13 protein-coding genes and 1 tRNA gene are annotated in these 16428 nt (G+C 61.1%); 2 read left to right on the top strand and 12 right to left on the bottom strand.

The genetic code is table 11. The annotated features are described in order from the left end of the window. Window positions 1-436: hypothetical protein (locus JNB88_RS32380; RefSeq protein WP_220359054.1), on the bottom strand; the 436-nt coding region annotated here is incomplete at its 3' end. A gap of 650 nt (window positions 437-1086) precedes the next feature. Between JNB88_RS32380 and JNB88_RS32385 the strand changes: the two genes are divergently transcribed. Continuing rightward, window positions 1087-2742 (top strand): Na/Pi cotransporter family protein, encoded by a 1656-nt coding sequence (locus tag JNB88_RS32385; RefSeq protein WP_220359055.1) that lies wholly within the window; start codon window positions 1087-1089, stop codon window positions 2740-2742. A 25-nt stretch (window positions 2743-2767) separates the two neighbouring features. On the opposite strand, the gene JNB88_RS32390 is transcribed toward JNB88_RS32385, so the two are convergent. From JNB88_RS32390 to JNB88_RS32435, 10 genes are all read right to left on the bottom strand, one after another. After that, window positions 2768-4387 carry a GMC family oxidoreductase gene (locus JNB88_RS32390; protein WP_476705536.1) on the bottom strand — a complete coding sequence of 540 codons (1620 nt, stop codon included), beginning with the start codon at window positions 4385-4387 and terminating at the stop codon, window positions 2768-2770. 2 nt (window positions 4388-4389) lie between these two features. Next, window positions 4390-5919, bottom strand: coding sequence for an FGGY-family carbohydrate kinase (locus JNB88_RS32395; protein ID WP_220359056.1), 1530 nt, complete (start codon window positions 5917-5919; stop codon window positions 4390-4392). A 44-nt stretch (window positions 5920-5963) separates the two neighbouring features. After that, on the bottom strand, window positions 5964-6806 hold the full coding sequence (locus tag JNB88_RS32400) for a class I fructose-bisphosphate aldolase (protein WP_220359057.1): 843 nt from the start codon (window positions 6804-6806) through the stop codon (window positions 5964-5966). Further along, window positions 6779-8527, bottom strand: a complete 1749-nt coding sequence (locus JNB88_RS32405) for a glycerol-3-phosphate dehydrogenase/oxidase (RefSeq protein ID WP_220359058.1) — start codon at window positions 8525-8527, stop codon at window positions 6779-6781. Before JNB88_RS32405 ends, JNB88_RS32400 begins: the two co-directional genes overlap by 28 nt. A 12-nt stretch (window positions 8528-8539) precedes the next feature. Next, window positions 8540-9535 (bottom strand): aldo/keto reductase, encoded by a 996-nt coding sequence (locus JNB88_RS32410; RefSeq protein ID WP_220359059.1) that lies wholly within the window; start codon window positions 9533-9535, stop codon window positions 8540-8542. Beyond that, complete coding sequence (locus JNB88_RS32415; protein WP_220359060.1) at window positions 9532-10542, bottom strand: sugar-binding transcriptional regulator; 1011 nt, start codon at window positions 10540-10542, stop codon at window positions 9532-9534. The genes JNB88_RS32410 and JNB88_RS32415 overlap by 4 nt, the downstream gene beginning before the upstream one ends. Window position 10543: 1 nt before the next feature. After that, a complete protein-coding gene (locus JNB88_RS32420; protein ID WP_220359061.1) occupies window positions 10544-11533 on the bottom strand; it encodes an ABC transporter permease in 990 nt (329 codons plus the stop codon). Between the two features lie 28 nt (window positions 11534-11561). After that, on the bottom strand, window positions 11562-13088 hold the full coding sequence (locus JNB88_RS32425; RefSeq protein ID WP_220359062.1) for a sugar ABC transporter ATP-binding protein: 1527 nt from the start codon (window positions 13086-13088) through the stop codon (window positions 11562-11564). Window positions 13089-13152: 64 nt separating this feature from the next. Next, the gene (locus JNB88_RS32430; protein ID WP_220359063.1) at window positions 13153-14181 is read right to left on the bottom strand and encodes a substrate-binding domain-containing protein; all 1029 of its coding nucleotides are present in this window, start codon (window positions 14179-14181) and stop codon (window positions 13153-13155) included. 230 nt (window positions 14182-14411) lie between these two features. Then, entirely contained in the window at window positions 14412-15161 is a 750-nt protein-coding gene (locus JNB88_RS32435) for an eCIS core domain-containing protein (protein ID WP_223217432.1), read from the bottom strand. Window positions 15162-15346: 185 nt separating this feature from the next. On the opposite strand from JNB88_RS32435, the gene JNB88_RS32440 reads away from it, so the two are divergent. Continuing rightward, window positions 15347-16216, top strand: coding sequence for a lipid kinase (locus JNB88_RS32440; RefSeq protein ID WP_220359064.1), 870 nt, complete (start codon window positions 15347-15349; stop codon window positions 16214-16216). A gap of 86 nt (window positions 16217-16302) precedes the next feature. On the opposite strand, the gene JNB88_RS32445 is transcribed toward JNB88_RS32440, so the two are convergent. Further along, a tRNA-Met gene (locus JNB88_RS32445) sits at window positions 16303-16379 on the bottom strand. Between the last annotated feature and the right edge of the window lie 49 nt (window positions 16380-16428).

The following is a 16428-nucleotide window of genomic DNA, read 5'->3' on the forward strand; positions in this document are numbered from 1 at the left end:
TGCCCAGCGCCGCGATCTCATCGGCGGAGAACTTGGCGATGTCGTCGGCACCGAGCGCACCAACCTGCGTGGCGCTCAACACGCCAACCTGGGCCGTCGTGAAGCCTTCGACCTGATCGGCCGTCAGCAGGGCAAGCTGGGCGCTGCTAAGTCCCGCGACCTGCGCTGCGCCGAGGCTTCCTATCTTGGAAGAGTCGAGGGCAGCAAGGTGTTCGGCCTTCAGACCGACCATAGAGGCTGCGGAAATCGAACCCAACTGCTCATCGCTGAGAGCAGTGATGTCCTCAGCTTCCAATGCAGCGATCTGATCCTTGCTCAGCGCTTTGATCTGGGAGGTCGTCAGCGCCTGGACGTCTTCTGTCGTGAGCGAGGTAATTGTGGCAGTGGAGAGAGAGCGGATTTGAGTTGGGGTCAAAGACGAAATGATCGAGGTCATAAAAGGCGCCCTTAGCGTTGACTGATTGCAAATGTCACTCCGTGCCATGGATCTGGACGAGCGACGATTCCGCTCAATCGATCACGGCTCAGGCGCATCCTGCACCTGCGGACAGCGTTATCCATCCGACGACGCCAAGCAAAAATGCGGCGATCCTCGGCAGACACACAAATTTCGTAGAACATCGCTCGGACGAGCCACGGCGTCGGGAAAAGCATCATGCGCGCAGAGCCTACCGCTCTGTTTCCCCTGCCAGCTTGCGCGGAGACTTCTGAACGAGAATCCGGCCTGCTAGATGAAATTCGACATGGCCATGAGCTGAGCCACAGAATCTCTTACTCATGGTTACAATGACACATACTAATTTTGGGTAAAAATTCCGATGGTTGCTTCTTAACAGATCGCTCGTCAGGAACTGACCGCGTCCCACATAGTAAAGAGACTGCGTACTGGGCGAGCTAAAGCGCGGTTTGATCGTCGATCGCGGATTGCTCAATTTCCGTACAAGAACATACGCGAAATGTTCCTCGACTCGGGAAGGTCATGCTGCAGTATTTACGCCACCGGCGTGGCGTGGGCCGGCCACATTGATGGGCGATCACAGGTTGTGCTATCACCGATCCGGCTAAAGCCCATGGTGGGAGACACGCATGTCGACAGCGATTGCCGTTCTTGGTGGGGTTGGACTGTTCCTTCTCGGCATGACTGTCATGACTGACGGCTTGAAGGCGATGGCAGGCTCGGCTCTTCGCGTCGTCCTTGGCAAGGCGGCGGCCACGCCGCTTTCCGGCGCCTTCTGGGGCGCAATTGTTACGCTCCTCGTTCAGTCATCGAGCGCAGTGACAATGACGACGATCGGCCTTGTAAGCGCCGGTCTTTTGACATTTCCGCAAGGGCTCGGCCTTGTGTTCGGTGCCAATGTTGGCACGACGGGTACCGGTTGGTTGGTGGCATTGATCGGCGTGCGAGTGTCGCTTTCAACCTACGCGCTGCCAATGATATTCATAGGGGCATTGGCCAGGCTAATCGGCGGCGGCCGGATTGCGGCAGCGGGTGGTGCGCTCGCTGGCTTCGCACTGGTGCTTTACGGTCTGACAACCCTTCAGCAGGGCATGGGTGGCCTTGCCGAAACGCTGCACCCTTCCGACCTCCCGGCAGTACTGGGAACGCCGGGCGTTGGACTGGGAGAAGGGACGATTGGGCTCCTGTCTCTTATCGTTGTCGGCCTTGCCATGACTGCGGTTATGCAATCCTCGACAGCTTCCATCGCTGTTACCATTTCGGCTTTCTTCGCCGGGGCCGTGAACCTGGAACAGGGCGCGGCCCTGATCATTGGCCAGAATATCGGGACGGCGACCAGTTCGGCATTGGCTGCTATTGGCGCTAGCGCGACGGCCAAACGCCTCGCTCTGGCCTATGTGCTGTTCAAGCTCATCGCGGCGCTCATTGCGATCGTCGCCTTTCCCTTCACGGCGCCGTTGATGAAGTCTTTTTTGTCATCAGTCGACGGAATGACACTCCTTGCCGCCTACCATACGGCCTACAATGTCGTTGGGGTCGCGGTCCTGCTTCCGGCCACGCAATGGTTTACTCGCGTAGTGGAACGCCTGCTGCCATCAAGGCAGACTCCGCTTCAACGTGCGCTCGATCCGAGCGCGCTCGCCAGTCCCGTGATCGCCATTGAGACCGCCCGCCGTGTGATCGCCGACGTCCTGACGACAACGTCCGCGTCGGTTTCTGCCAGCCTTTCGGATGGCGGCAGCCTCTCGACGCAGGCGACAACGGCGGCTTCGACACTCGAACAGGTGCGGGACTTCCTGTCAGAGTTGAAGGAACCTCCGGAGGCGGAGGGCGAACGGCTGCGAATGACGAATACGTTGCACGCGCTCGACCACGCCTCGCGCCTGGTCGAAATTCTGGCGGATGACGGTCTCCCGAAAACCTCACAAAGCGCGGATCGAGACACACCTCTCATCGAACTCAGCGTAAAGGCCATGCGCGCAGCACAGGAGATTGGCAACTCTATTACTTCGGAAAGCGCCCTCAGCGTGAAGGCACCCCCTATTGGCTGGAATGTTTCACCGGAGATTGCGAGGGCGCTGACGGAGATTCACGATGCGGCATCGGAACTCGACGCCCTGCAGCGCGACTACCGCGCCGCAACACTTGGATCTGTCGCGCCAGGTGAACTGACCGCGGCGGACGCCTTCGCACGGATCGAGACCGCTCGGCGGCTCGATAACATCGTTCATCACGCCTGGCGATCGTCGGCACATCTTCTCGGGCGTGCCAATATCCCGGGGTAGCCTGGGCTCCCTGCGGACTGAAGGCCTAGAGCTGCTTCAAAATGGCGTCCGACGCCTTCTCCGCAATCATGATCACGGGTGAATTGGTGTTGCCGGAGACAATGGTCGGCATGATCGAGGCATCGACGATGCGCAGTTTTTCGAGACCGTGCACGCGCAGCTTTGTGTCCACCACCGCCGTTGGATCGCTGCCCATCCTGCAGGTGCCTACCGGATGGAAGATCGTGGTGGCAATGTCGCCGGCACGGCGAATAAGGTCCTCGTCGCTATCATACTGCTTGCCTGGCAGTACTTCCTGCGGACGGAAGCCGGAGATCGCCCGGGTTCGCATCAGGCTGCGGGCGTGGCGGATGGATGCTGCCGCCAGTATGCGGTCGCCTGAAGTCGAGAGATAGTTAGGGCGGATCTCCGGCGCGATCGTCGCGTCGCGTGTCGTGACATGCACCGTGCCGCGGCTTTCCGGTCGGAGATTGCAGACAGAGACCGTTACCGCCGGATAGCGATGCAACGGTTCACCCAGCCGGTCGGTGCTGAGTGGCTGGACGTGGTATTCGAGATCTGCGGTCGCAACCGCGGGGTCGCTTTTCGCAAAGATGCCGAGTTGGCTCGGCGCCATCGAGAGCGGACCCGACCGGCTGATCGCATATTGGACGCCCATCCCGACCCGGCTCAAAAGGTTGTGGTAGAGCTGGTTCAGCGTACGGGTGCCCTCGATCTTGAAGACCGTTCGGATCTGCAGGTGGTCCTGCAGGTTCTCGCCGACCCCCGAAAGCTCGTGATGAACAGGAATACCCAGCGTCAAGAGTATTTCCGGACGTCCGATGCCCGAGAGTTCGAGGATCTTCGGCGAATTGATCGCGCCGGCTGAGAGCACGACCTCTCGGGAAGCGCGCGCGACGCAGAGCCGCCCGTTGAGCCGGAACCGTACGCCGGTCGCCATCTTGCCCTCGAACTCAAGCCGCTCCGTTTCGGCGCCCGTCAGCACCCGCAGGTTCTTGCGCTTCATCGCTGGCCGCAGGAATGCCTTCGTCGTGTTCCAGCGCAAGCCACCCTTCTGGTTGACCTCGAAATAACCGGAGCCCTCGTTGTCGCCATTGTTGAAATCGTCGGTCTTCGGGATGCCAAGCTCTTCCGCCGCATCGCGGAAAGCATCGAGTATTGGCCAGGAGAGGCGCTGGCGTTCGACACGCCATTCCCCGCCGGCCCCATGCATGGAAGATTTGCCGCGGTAGTTATCTTCCGACTTCAGGAAATAGGGCAGCACATCATCCCAGCTCCATCCCTCATTGCCGGCCTGCCGCCAACCGTCATAGTCTGCCGCCTGCCCCCGCATGTAGATCATGCCGTTGATCGAGGAGCAGCCCCCAAGCAGCTTTCCGCGTGGATAGTTCAAGGCGCGACCGTTGAGGCCGGCCTCAGCAGCCGTCTTCATCATCCAGTCGGTGCGCGGATTACCCATGCAATAGAGATAGCCGATCGGCACATGCACCCAGTGATAACGATCCGAGCCACCCGCCTCGAGAAGCAGCACGCGGTTTCGTGGGTCGGCCGAGAGCCGGTTTGCCAGAACGCAGCCGGCCGAGCCGGCGCCGACGACGATGAAATCATAGCTACCCTCGTCCACCGGCGTTTCAGTCATAGACATCGTCACGCTGCAACTCCTGTCGCGAGCTCTTCGCGCGCGGAGAGCCGCCGCCACAGCGGCGTCATCGCCTCGGCGATGTCCTGATAGAGCTGGTAGCGGCGTTTGTAGTGGTCGGCGAGCGCAGCGTTCGGCGCATAGTGCCGGTCGATCCGCACCATGGCGGTCGCGCCTTCAGTGAAATCAGCGAAGAGTCCCACGCCTGTGCCTGCCGCAATCGCAGCACCCAACGCGCCTGTTTCCCGCGAGGCAGCGACACAAACCGGAACGCCCAGCACATCGGCAAAGATCTGCGGCCAAAGCCGGCTGCGTGAACCGCCGCCGGAAAGGATCGCCTCGTCGAACGTGGCGCCGGCCCGGCGAATGGTCTCGATATGCTGGCGGTGACCAAAAGCGACACCTTCCAGGAGCGCACGGATGAGGTGCCCCTTGGTATGCCAGCCGGCCATGCCGTAGAAGCCGGCACGCGCATGACCGTCCTGCTGGGCGCCGTAGAGATAAGGATGGTAGAGCGGATCATCTGCCGCGGGTGCCACCGCCGCCGCCAACGCGCAGCAGGCGTCAAAAGGCGAGACACCCTCGCCATGCTCACCTTCGAAGAACTCCCGCACCAGCCATTCGAGGTTTGCTGCGGAAGTCGCGCTGTTTTCCATGGCCATGTAGCGCGTGCGGTCGAAGGTCGAGGACATGAAGACCGGTCCATTGAGATCGGGACCGTCGATAATCACCTGGTTGATACTCCAGGTACCGGCGATGATCGAAGCACTGCCAGTCCGTGATACACCGGAACCGAGTGCAGAGGCGACGACGTCGAAGAGACCACCGATGACGGGCGTGCCGGCGGCAAGCCCGGTTTCTGCCGCGACGTCGTTCGTCACCCGACCGGCAATATCGGCGCTCTCAATCAGAGGCGGCAACATGTGCATGCTATCGCCCAGACCGTAGGCTGCCATCAGCGTCTTGTCGTAGCGGCGCGCGGCGAGGTCGAGCATGCCGGCACCGGACATGTCTGAAACCTCGCTTACGCGGCTGCCGGTCAGGCGGTTGACGACGAAGTCCTTGGAGAAGAACACCGTGCCGATGCGCTGGAAAAGCTCGGGCCTGTGACGCTTGAGCCAGGCGAGTAATGTCGGCGTCTGGGAGGGCCAAGGCCGCTGCCGGGCAATCGGCGCCGTCCGGTCGCCAACGCCTTCAGCCGCCCATTCCTCGACCAACCCTGTCGCCCGCGTATCGAGCGACTGGATTCCGAGAAGCGGCGCACCCTCGCGGTCCAGCGCATAGAGGCCGTTGCCATGACCGGCGCAACCGATCGCGGCGATGTCGCTCGCTGAAATCCCGGCTTTGTCGATGCAGGTGCGGATAACACGCTTCGCATTGGACCAGAGTTCGCCAAGATCGCGTTCGACATGGCCGGGGGAGGGCATACGGCTATGGCCTTCCTCCCCGGCATGTGCCAGCTCGCGGCCAGTCTGGTCGAAGATCACGGCCTTGATGACGGTGTTGCCCGCATCGAGCCCCAACAGATATTTTTGCATTCCGAACCCCTCCCAAGGTTCCCCTTCCACCCAAAAGCTGGACATCACCCCTGCTTGTAGAGTGCGAAGGCCTCCTCGCCGCCTGCATCGTCATGGATGATCGCCATCAGCCCGCGCACGACGGCGCTCGGATTGGCGTGCTGGTAGATGTTGCGCCCGTAGACCATGCCCATTGCGCCCTGCCGCATCAAGGCGGAAGACTTCGCGAAAACCGCACTCAGGTCCTCCTTTCCACCGCCGCGCACCAGCACCGGGCAGCGCGCCGCCTCGACAACGCGATGGAAATCCTCCGAATTGGTCGTCGGATCGGCCTTGACGATATCGGCGCCCATTTCGCGGGCAAGCCGTGTCAGCGTGACGATTTTCTCCGCATCGCCGTCGACCATGTAGCCCCCCCGTTCCGTAACGGGCTGCATGACAAGCGGTTCGATCATCAGCGGCATGCCGTATTTCTCGCAGTCGGCCCTGACGCGGGAAATGTTCTGCACGCACTGGCGGAAAAGATCCGGCTCGTCCGGCAGCATGAAGAGGTTGACCACCACGCAGGCCGCATCCATCTGCAGTGCACCGATCAGCGGCTCGGCTTCGTTCTGCAACACAGCCCACATGTCTCGGTGGCGGATGCGGTTGTAGGGGTTGCCCATGTCGATACGCATGACCAGTGCCGGCTTGTCCTTGCCCGGCAGGCCCTGCAGCAGGTCGGCCTGGCCATAGTTCATCTGGATTGCATCGGGCTTCGCATCAACCAGTGCCTTGAGGACACCGGGCATACTCTCCAGTCCATCGAGGAAGGACGGCTCGTTGCATACGCCGTGATCGATCGCCACATCAAGGCAACGGCCGTTGCCGAACAGCCGGTTCATCCGGACCTTGCGGTTGTCTCGCATTGCTCACTCCTTTGTTCGTTCCTTGCGGAAAGGGTTTCTTCAGCGACGCCGTGGCGCTCGCGCATGAGTGTCAGAAAACGGAAGCGCTCCTCGGCGATCCGCTGTGCCGACCAGCCCTTTTCGGTGGCCAAGACGTCAAGCACGGCATCCACCATGACCAGCGAAAGTTCGCCGGTGATGGCAAGCGTCGTGCGCCGCAGGAGAAGATCGTCCAGATGCTCGACCGCCTCGAAGCGGATGAGGCAGATCAGCTCCCGGGCGCTGTATCCCGCATGAGGCAAGCGTTTGTCCGGCGCCGCCGCAATGAAGCGGGCGACATCCGCGGCATCGGTGCCATATCGCTCGAAAAGCATGGCAGCGCGGTCCTCGGCAAGTCCGGTCGCTGCCGAAAGCCGCCGCGACCAGCCGCTGCGATCATCAGGAAAACCGCGACCGCCACCGAAGGTGCGCTCGGCTGTATCGACCCGGCGCGACCGGCCAAGGCGCTCCAACGTCATGTCCGCGGCCATTTCACCGAAGGAACGGAAGGTTGTCCACTTGCCGCCGACCATGCAGAGCACCGGTGGTCCGCCATTCTGGCCTTCCAGCACGGTGCAGAAATGATCACGCGGGATACGGCCGGTGAAACTGTCGTTGCTTGCGGGCAGCGGGCGGACCCCGGCAAACTGGAAGACGACTTCTTCTGGCCGGATGACCGCGCCTGGCAGCACGAAGGCAAGCGATTGCAGGATGTAGTCCCGCTCGTCCGCCTCGCATCGCACCGTGCCGGGATCGTCGACGCGGATATCCGTCGAGCCGACCAGCACCTTGCCGAGATACGGGAACAGGATGCAGATGCGCCCATCCTCGTTTTCATAGTAAATCATGTGCCCGTCGAGCATGTCGCGCAGCGCCGGGTTGTCGATGATGAGATGTGAGCCCTTGGTGCCGCCCATCAGCGGCGCAGGCCGAGCCTCCTGAGGGAAGAGTGACGCATTGGCTATGTCGATCCACCCGCCAGTGGCGTTGATGACGACCGACGGCTTGATCACCAGTGTCTCGCCGGAGATCGCGTCGCGTAGCCGGAATTGCCCGTTCTCCTCGTGCTCGATTTCGGCATAGTTCAGAGCCCGAGCTGTCGCACTGGCCAACTGCCCATCGCGCAAGAGCTCAATACCGATGCGTTCGGGATGGCTTACCCAAGCATCGAAGTAAGTGGCGGCGCTGCGAATCGCTGGATTGAGCGCCGGCCATTTGGCAAGCGTGCTCCGGCGCCCGCGAAACTGGTGACGCGGCATCAGCGCCCGCTTGCGCGTCAGGAAGTCATAGATGCTAAGGCCGGCCTTGATGGCCAGCGCGCCGCGGCGGCTCGGGCGGCGGGTCAGCCCGAGGAAACGGACGATGCCGTTGGCGAGCCCGGAGAATACATCGAAGATCGGAACCGTGGTCGGCAGCGGCGCCACATAGTGCGGCGCATTCCGCAGCAGCCGATCGCGCTCCACGAGTGATTCCCGCACCAGACTGAGCTCACCGTTTTCAAGATAGCGCAACCCGCCATGAACCATACGGGAGAGCGCCGCACTCGCGCCGGAGCAATAGTCCGACTTCTCGACGAGCAGTACGTTTACGCCCTGCAGCGCAAGCTCCCGGAAGACGCTCACCCCGTTTATGCCGCCGCCGAGGACACACACGTCCACGCTCGGGCTCTTGCGAAGCCCGTCCAATGTTTCTTCACGATTCATGATGGCAGCCCGTTATCCGTCCATATTGACCAGCTTCGCCGCAAGCGCCGAATTCATGACCGCGAGATCATCGGCCGAAAGCCTGATCGTACCCGCTCGGGCATTGTCGATTGCTTGCACCGGATTGCGGGCGCCGCAGAGCGCAAAGGTCACACCCGGTTGGGCCAGCGTCCAAGCGATCACGAGTTGAGCGATGCTGGCTCCGTGTAGCTCCGCGATGGGCCGGACCGTCTCAGCGAATTCTTTCGCCTTTTTCCGATTGGCCACGGAGAAACGCGGATTCTCCTTGCGCTGGTCATCGCCGGAAAAGACCCGGTCAGGCCCGATCGTGCCGGAAAGCAAGCCGAGCGCCAGCGAGGAATAGCTGAGCGTCGACACGCCGTTTGCAGTGGTGAGCGGCAGCAGGTCCGCCTCGATCTCGCGATCGATCATGCTGAATCGCTCCTGGATCGCGTCTAGCGAACCGGTCTTGATGTATTGCTCGAGCTCCACTCGGTTGACGTTGCTGGCCCCGATCGCGCGGATCTTGCCCGACGCTTTCAGTTCTTCGAGCGCCCTGACCGTTTCCTCGATCGGAGTCGTGGCGTCCTGCCAGTGGGTGATATAGAGGTCTATGTGATCTGTACCGAGGCGGCGCAGACTTTGCTCCACCTCGTGGATGATCGAATCCCGGCCGAGGTGGCGGTGCACCGGCTTTCCATCCTGCTCGAAGAAATGATTGCCCTTTTGCGTGTGCCACACGAGGCCGCATTTCGTGGCAATCACGGCCTTGTCGCGGCGGCCAGCAATCGCCCGGCCTACGATTTCCTCCGAGCGGCCGAGGCCATAGGCCGGCGCGGTGTCGATGAGGCTGACACCCGCCTCGAGCGAGGCCTGGATGGCCTTCACCGATTCCGCCTCGTCGCTCCCTCCCCACATCCAGCCGCCGATCGCCCAGGTTCCGAGCCCGACGGCCGACGCCTTGACGCCGGAGCGTCCGATTTCGCGGGTCAACTGCTCGCCGCTCATGCCAAATGTCCTTCCTCGGATGCCATTTCAAGAATGCGCGCACCAGTCGCCTCGTCGGTGACGAGCGTGTCCAGATGATTGCCGCGCATCACGCTCAGGATCGGGCCTGCCTTGTTCGGCCCGCTCGCAACCCCGATCTTCATCGGAATGGAGGCGAACTCCGGCAACGTGAGCGATACCAGAGAGCGGTTGAGGCTGTAATCGCAGACCCGGCCGTGGTCATCGAGCAAGTGAGCCAGCAGTTCGCAGCTCGCGCCTGAGCGTTCGATCGCCGCCCGGTCGGTGCTGGATGAAGGATGCAGATCATAGTAGCTCGAGTCATCGGTCAGGATCGAACCGATGCCAACCAGCGCAATCTTCGCCTCGCGCGCCCGTTGGAAGACATCAGCCACGGAACGCATGTTGATCAGCATCCCGCGCTGCTCGGCGTCATCGGCAAAGAGCGGTGCGTGGATCTGATAGGAGCGCCCGCCCAGCCGGTCGGCCATCAGGGTCGAGACGTGGTTGACGTCGGTATAGTGCTTGCCCTGCACACAGCCCGTGGCTGGAATCACCTCGACATTGAAGCGGCGTGGCGGCTGCAACCCGGCAACGACGGCGCTGACCCCCTTGCCGCCGGTGATGCAGATCGTGTCGCCATCATCAATCTCCTCGATCAGCAGCCTTGCCGCCGCATCGCCGACGGCCTGGAGTGCCGTCTGCGGATTATCGGAAACGCTCGGCACGACGATAGCGCGGCTGATGCCGCCCAATGCCAACAGGCGTTCCTCCATATCGACCAGCGGCTCTATCGGCGACTTGATCTTGATCTCGACGAGGCCGAGCTGGCGACCGCGTTTGATCAGTCGATTGACTGTGGCGTGCGAGATACCAAGCTGATCGGCAATTTGGGCCTGAGTCAGGCCTTCCAGAAAGTGCAGCACGAGTGCCTGGTGCATCTGGCGTGCAATCACGATCTCCTCGCGCGGCGCGGTCGTCGTCTTGGGCTTGAACTTGGCAATCGGCATATCAGGCGGCCTTCCGCTTGTGCAGGAAATGGTCGATGGAAACGGCAGCCAATAGAATGCACCCCTTGATCATATCCTGCCAATAGACGGAGACATTGAGCAGGATCAGAGAGCTGGTAACAACCGAGAGAAGCGCGATGCCGAGGATGGCGCCGAAGATCGTACCCGAACCACCATTGAGCGAGGCGCCGCCGATCACTGCCGCGGCGATGATATTGAGTTCCATACCGACGCCGAAAGTGGGCGTCGCGGCACCGAAACGGGACATGTAGATCACGCCGGCAACGCCTGAGAGCGTCGAGCAGAGAACAGTCACCCAGAACTTCACCTGGTTGGTCTTGATTCCGGAATAGAGCGCCGCCTTCTCGTTGCTGCCGGTATAAAACACCTTCCGGAAAGCGGTCGCCCGGCGCAGCAGGAAATCAAACAGGACGACGACGGCGAAGAAGATCAGGATTACATAGGGAACGCCGTAGAACGTGCCCTGCCCCACCGCCTTGAAGCCAGGCGGCAGCGTGAAGAGGGAGAGAGGCGTGCCCTTGGTGATAATGAGGCAGAGGCCGCGTACGATCACCATGCCGGCAAGCGAAGTGATGAAGTGGTTGAGCCCGACCACCGTCACGAAGAAGCCCATGATCGCGCCGATCGCGCTGCTTGCGAGGATGCCGATCAGCGAGGCTGTCCATGGATCAAGCCCTGCCAGAAACAGCGAGCCGGAGAGCACCATGGCGAAGCAGACGACCGAGCCGACGGCAAGGTCGATACCACCGACGATAAGAAGGATCGTCATGCCAACGACGACGATGCCTTCCACCGAAAAGCTCATCAACATGGCGCGGAAATTTCCGAGCGTCAGGAAGTGCGGCGACGCGAAACTCATGATCACGCAGAGCATCAGGATGATCGCGATCAACCCCGCCTCTCGCATCGTCCCGATGCGCTTCCACGCCCCCGTTTTCGGCATGCCCGTCGCCATCGTGTCGATCGCCATTCTCGTCTCTCCCCTGGCCTTTCCGTCTTCATGCAGCATGATCTGCCGCCCGTGCTGTACCGATCCCCGATGCGAGGCGGATCACGGCCTCCTCCGTCATGTCTTCCGCGCCGAGTTCTCCCGCGATGCGTCCCTCGCGGACGACAAGCACACGGTCGCAAAGCCCGAGCAGTTCCGGCATCTCCGATGAGATAACAACAATTCCGATTCCCGAGCGCGCAAGCTCTCGCAGCAGTCGGTGGATTTCCGCCTTGGCGCCGACGTCGATGCCACGCGTCGGTTCATCCATCAGGATCACCTTGGGCTCGACGGCGAGCTGCTTGGCGATCGCCACCTTCTGCTGGTTGCCGCCAGAGAGTGATTTGACGGGTGCTTCGACACCACTCGTGCGCACGGCGAGCCGCCGGGCAAAATCCTGTGCCAGGGCCGCCTCGGCGCGACCGTTCAGCAGACCCGCGTGGTTGGTCAACGCCTTGAGGGTCAACACCGAGATATTCTGTGCGATCGACATCTCCAGGAACACGCCCGATCCCTTGCGGTCTTCCGACAGATAGACGATGCCGGCCTTGACGGCATCCGAGTAGGCCCGGATTTCCTGAAGCCTGCCATGCAGGCGGATGTCGCCTGACGTGCGTGATCGCAGCCCGCATATGCCTTCGGCGATCTCCGTACGGCCGGAACCGATCAGGCCGCCGATCCCAAGGATCTCGCCCTTGCGAAGCGCAAAGCGGACATCATGAAAGCGGGTGCCGTCGCCCATACCGCCAACCTCGAGGATCGCCTCGGTGGAGGCTTCGCCAGGACCGAGCTTGTTCGGATAGAGCTGCGTGATCTCGCGGCCGACCATGCGCCGCACGACATCGTCCGGCGTCACATCGGCGATGCGATCGGTGCAGACATAGCGACCGTCTCGAAACACGGTTACGCGGTCGCACAGGTTGAAGATCTCCGCCATACGGTGGCTGATATAGATGATCGAGATGCCGTTCGCCTTGAGGTCGCGGATGATGGAAAAGAGCTGCTGGGCCTCGGTCTCGGTCAGCGCCGCGGTCGGTTCGTCGAGGATCAGCACACGGCAGTCCAGCGTGAGCGCTTTGGCGATCTCAACGAGCTGCTGGCTGGAAATCGGTAAGTTCGCGACCTTGCCGCGAACATCGATCGCGGCAAGCCGGTTCATCACCGCCTGTGCGTCGCGTTCCAGCTTGCGGTAGTTCATAAAAAGCGTACGGCGGCGGTTGGTTGCCGCCATGAACATGTTCTCGGCAACCGTAGCATCCGGGCAGAGGGCGATTTCCTGATGCACGAGGCCGATACCGAGCGTTTGCGCAACGGCAGGCGAGGAGATGCGCACGGCCTTGCCGTCGACGCGAATTTCCCCTTCGCTTGGCTGCAGCACACCGGCGATCACGTTCATCAGCGTCGACTTGCCGGCGCCGTTTTCGCCGCACAACGCATGGATCTCACCCTTTTCCAGGGTGAAGTCGACATCGGTCAGCGCTCTGATCGCACCGAAATGCTTGGTCACGCCATGGATCGACAGCACCGGCTCGGCCATCTCAGTTCTCCCTCTCCCGTCCGACCATCCGCACCGCCCGGGTGCGGATGGTGTCACCCGGCGCTTACTCTTCGATGCCCTTGGTGCCCCGGCGCTTCAGGTACTTGTCCCAATAGAAATCGTCCGCGTTGTCCGCTGTCACGATGGAGAGACCATTGTCCACGACCGGAATGCTCATCGGATTGAAACCGGACCGTTTGGCATCATTCATCGGGTCGATAAGTTCCGGATGCTTGGCGAGCCACAGCAGCATGAAACCCATATAGCCCTGCATGCCCTGGTTGGGATTGATCGAGCCAAAGACTTCGCCCGCCTTGATCATGTCAAGGATGTTGGCGTTGACGTCGGCGCACATGACGAGCACCTTGCCGCCGCTTTCCTTGTTGGCCTGAGCGGCGCCGATCGCGGAGTTTGCTTCCGGCATGAACACCGCCCCGAGGTTCGGGTTGGCCTGGATTATGCTGTTGAGGCCCTGATAGGCCTTGGTCGGATCCTGATTTGAGGCGGCGCGACCGACAAGCTTCATGTCGGGCCATTTCTCCTCCATACGGCCGATGAAGGCCGCGATGCGCTTGTCGTGGTTATCCTGACCCGGATTTTCCAGCACCGCATATTCGCCCTTGCCGCCCATCTTCTCGGCGATCGCGTCAGCGGCATAGATGCCTTCGCGAGTATTGTCGGAGGTGATGAACGAAACACGCTTGGAGAGCGGCGAGTCGGCCGCGAATGTGACAACGGCCGTGCCTTGGTCGATTGCGCGGTTGATCGGTTCGATGAAGGGGTCGGAGTTCATCGGATGGACGAGAATGCCGGCGGGGTTCTGCGCGAGCGCCTGGTCGAAGGTGGCGATCTGCTTGTTCACGTCATATTCCGGCGTTCCGGTATATTCAGTCTCGCAGCCGAACTGCTGGCCGGCCTGCTTGAACATTTCATAGACCGGAAACCAGTATTCGACGCCCGAGACCATGACGTTCATCGTATATTTCTCGCCCGGCTTGCAGCGGAACGGGTTCTCCGTCGCGGCAAACGTCGGCCCGGCAAGAAAGGTTGTGGCAAGCACCGCGATCGCGGTCGTGGTAAGAAAAGTGCGCAAGTGTCCTCCTCGAGGCCGAAGCCCCTCCCAAACTACCCAAAGGCGCGAAACGGCGCCGATGCCCTGAAGACCGGAATTCCTCCTCGAACCCGGTGATCCCAGTTAGCGTCAGCATGAGATCGATGTCAATATAATTCATCACATGACATATATTTCATTCGATCCGATTGATGACTGCTCGCGTTGCCACGATTTCCGCCAGCGGTCGGCTGCTGCGCTTGAATATTGCTCTACGGGCTGCGGACCGCGCCCGGTCTGCAGTCGATCGGCCCAGAAGCGCGCTCCTTGGAGGCGCCTTTCTGCTGGGATCGTTGCCATCGGTCGAATCCATCGCTTTTAACATAGGCCGGTGTTTCGACGGCTCGCCAATTCCGCGCATATCTCACTGCAAAACCCCGTACGCCCCAAGCTCGAAATTGATCCACATGCGTCAACTCGTGAGCCCACGCCGCGGCGTTCGCAGCCGCACTGGCGCGGCGAAACACGATTACGTCCACCAGGGTAACCGCATCCGCAAATCCGGCTTCCACAAGGAGTTGGGCAAGGTTGAAAGACCCCTCGTCATCGACCTTGTAGCGGACGCGGTCCATCGAATCTTCGCTGGCATAACCGGTTAGCTGCAGCCGGATACATGGAGGAATAGGTAGTGAGCCGCCAATGACCGCATCCCGGCTCTCGACAATAAGACGCTCCAGCAACGGTCCAGTCACGATGCGAGCCTGTAGATCATTGAAAGCACCGACAGCACCCAGGATGGCGTTGACGGGCGCACTTGAAGAACTTACAGCGCCACTACCCGGCTGCCTCGCGACGTGAACCGAGCGCGCATCGCCAGCCTTCTTGATCAGGCCCTCGTCGGAAATATCACTGCAGCCATAGCCTTGGCTCGCCGCCAGGAGCGTCGCGAGCAACATCGTACTGGCCGTCGCTACACGGACGTACTTCAACGCGGTCGCGACGCTGGATCGATCAACTTGCATAGCCAGTTCCTCGGAACCAACTCACTATATACCAATATGCGAAATTCTGGCTTCGGTGGGTTACCCTGGCAACTTGAACCGCGTTGCTGCACCGCACATATATCGGATATGAGTTCCTCGATGACTATTCTTGGGCACCCTTCGGCAACTGCGGAATCGCGCTCTCCTGCGCGAGGTTGCGCAGCATGACGGGCAAGACTGCGCTGCTCTTGGTCAATCCTCGCTCGCGGAACGGCGGGAAAAGCCTCCCACTCGTCCATGACCATCTCACGCGTGTTGGCATCAAGGTCGTTCGCGCGACTGAGGGGTTCAACAGCGGGTCTGCCGCCATACGACATCACGCGCGAGACGTTGACATGGTCATCGTCGGTGGGGGCGACGGCAGTCTCAACGCGGCCGCAGCGGGATTGCTGGACACCGGGTTACCTCTCGGAGTCCTCCCGCTAGGGACCGCGAACGACTTCGCGCGCACGGTTGGCATACCCTTGGCCACCGCTGAAGCGATTGACGTCATTGCCCTCGGGAAGACCTCCCATGTCGATCTCGGCGACGCCAACGGCCATCCATTTTTCAATGTCGCGAGTATCGGCTTCAGCGCTGACCTTGCGATGAGCCTGACCCAAAAAGCCAAGAAACGATGGGGGAAACTGGGCTATGGAATCGTCGCGGCCAAGCTGCTTGCTCGTTCGCGGCTGTTTACCGCGACGCTGGAGCATGATGGTCGTACGGAGGAATTGAGGACGTTGCAGGTCTCGGTTGGCAATGGTCGCTTCTACGGCGGCGGCATGACGGTTCACGCCGATGCAACCGCGACCGATGGCATGCTCGATTTCTATAGTCTCGAGGTTGACCATTGGTGGCGGCTCCTCAGGCTGCTGCCCACCCTGCGGAAGGGAACACACGGTCAATGGGACGACGTACGCGCATTCTCCACGAAAGATCTTAGGATCCGCACCAGCAAACCGCGCCCGGTCAATCTGGACGGCGAACTGATAACCGAAACTCCGGTAAAATTCGGTATCCGGGAAAAAGCAATCAAGGTGTTCGTGCCGTAGTTCGCATCAGTACCGTCCAAGCGACCTCACGAAAGGGCAGCGCTTGCTTTCGGCGATCGATCGGACTGTGTGTCTATTTTAAATCTTGGTTGCGGGGGCAGGATTTGAACCTGCGGCCTTCAGGTTATGAGCCTGACGAGCTACCGGGCTGCTCCACCCCGCGTCCAGCGTAAATCCCTTCGGGATTTATCGCGGCGGCATAACCGCTTTGC

The organism is Rhizobium cauense (assembly GCF_019511525.1).
GTDB lineage: Bacteria > Pseudomonadota > Alphaproteobacteria > Rhizobiales > Rhizobiaceae > Rhizobium > Rhizobium cauense.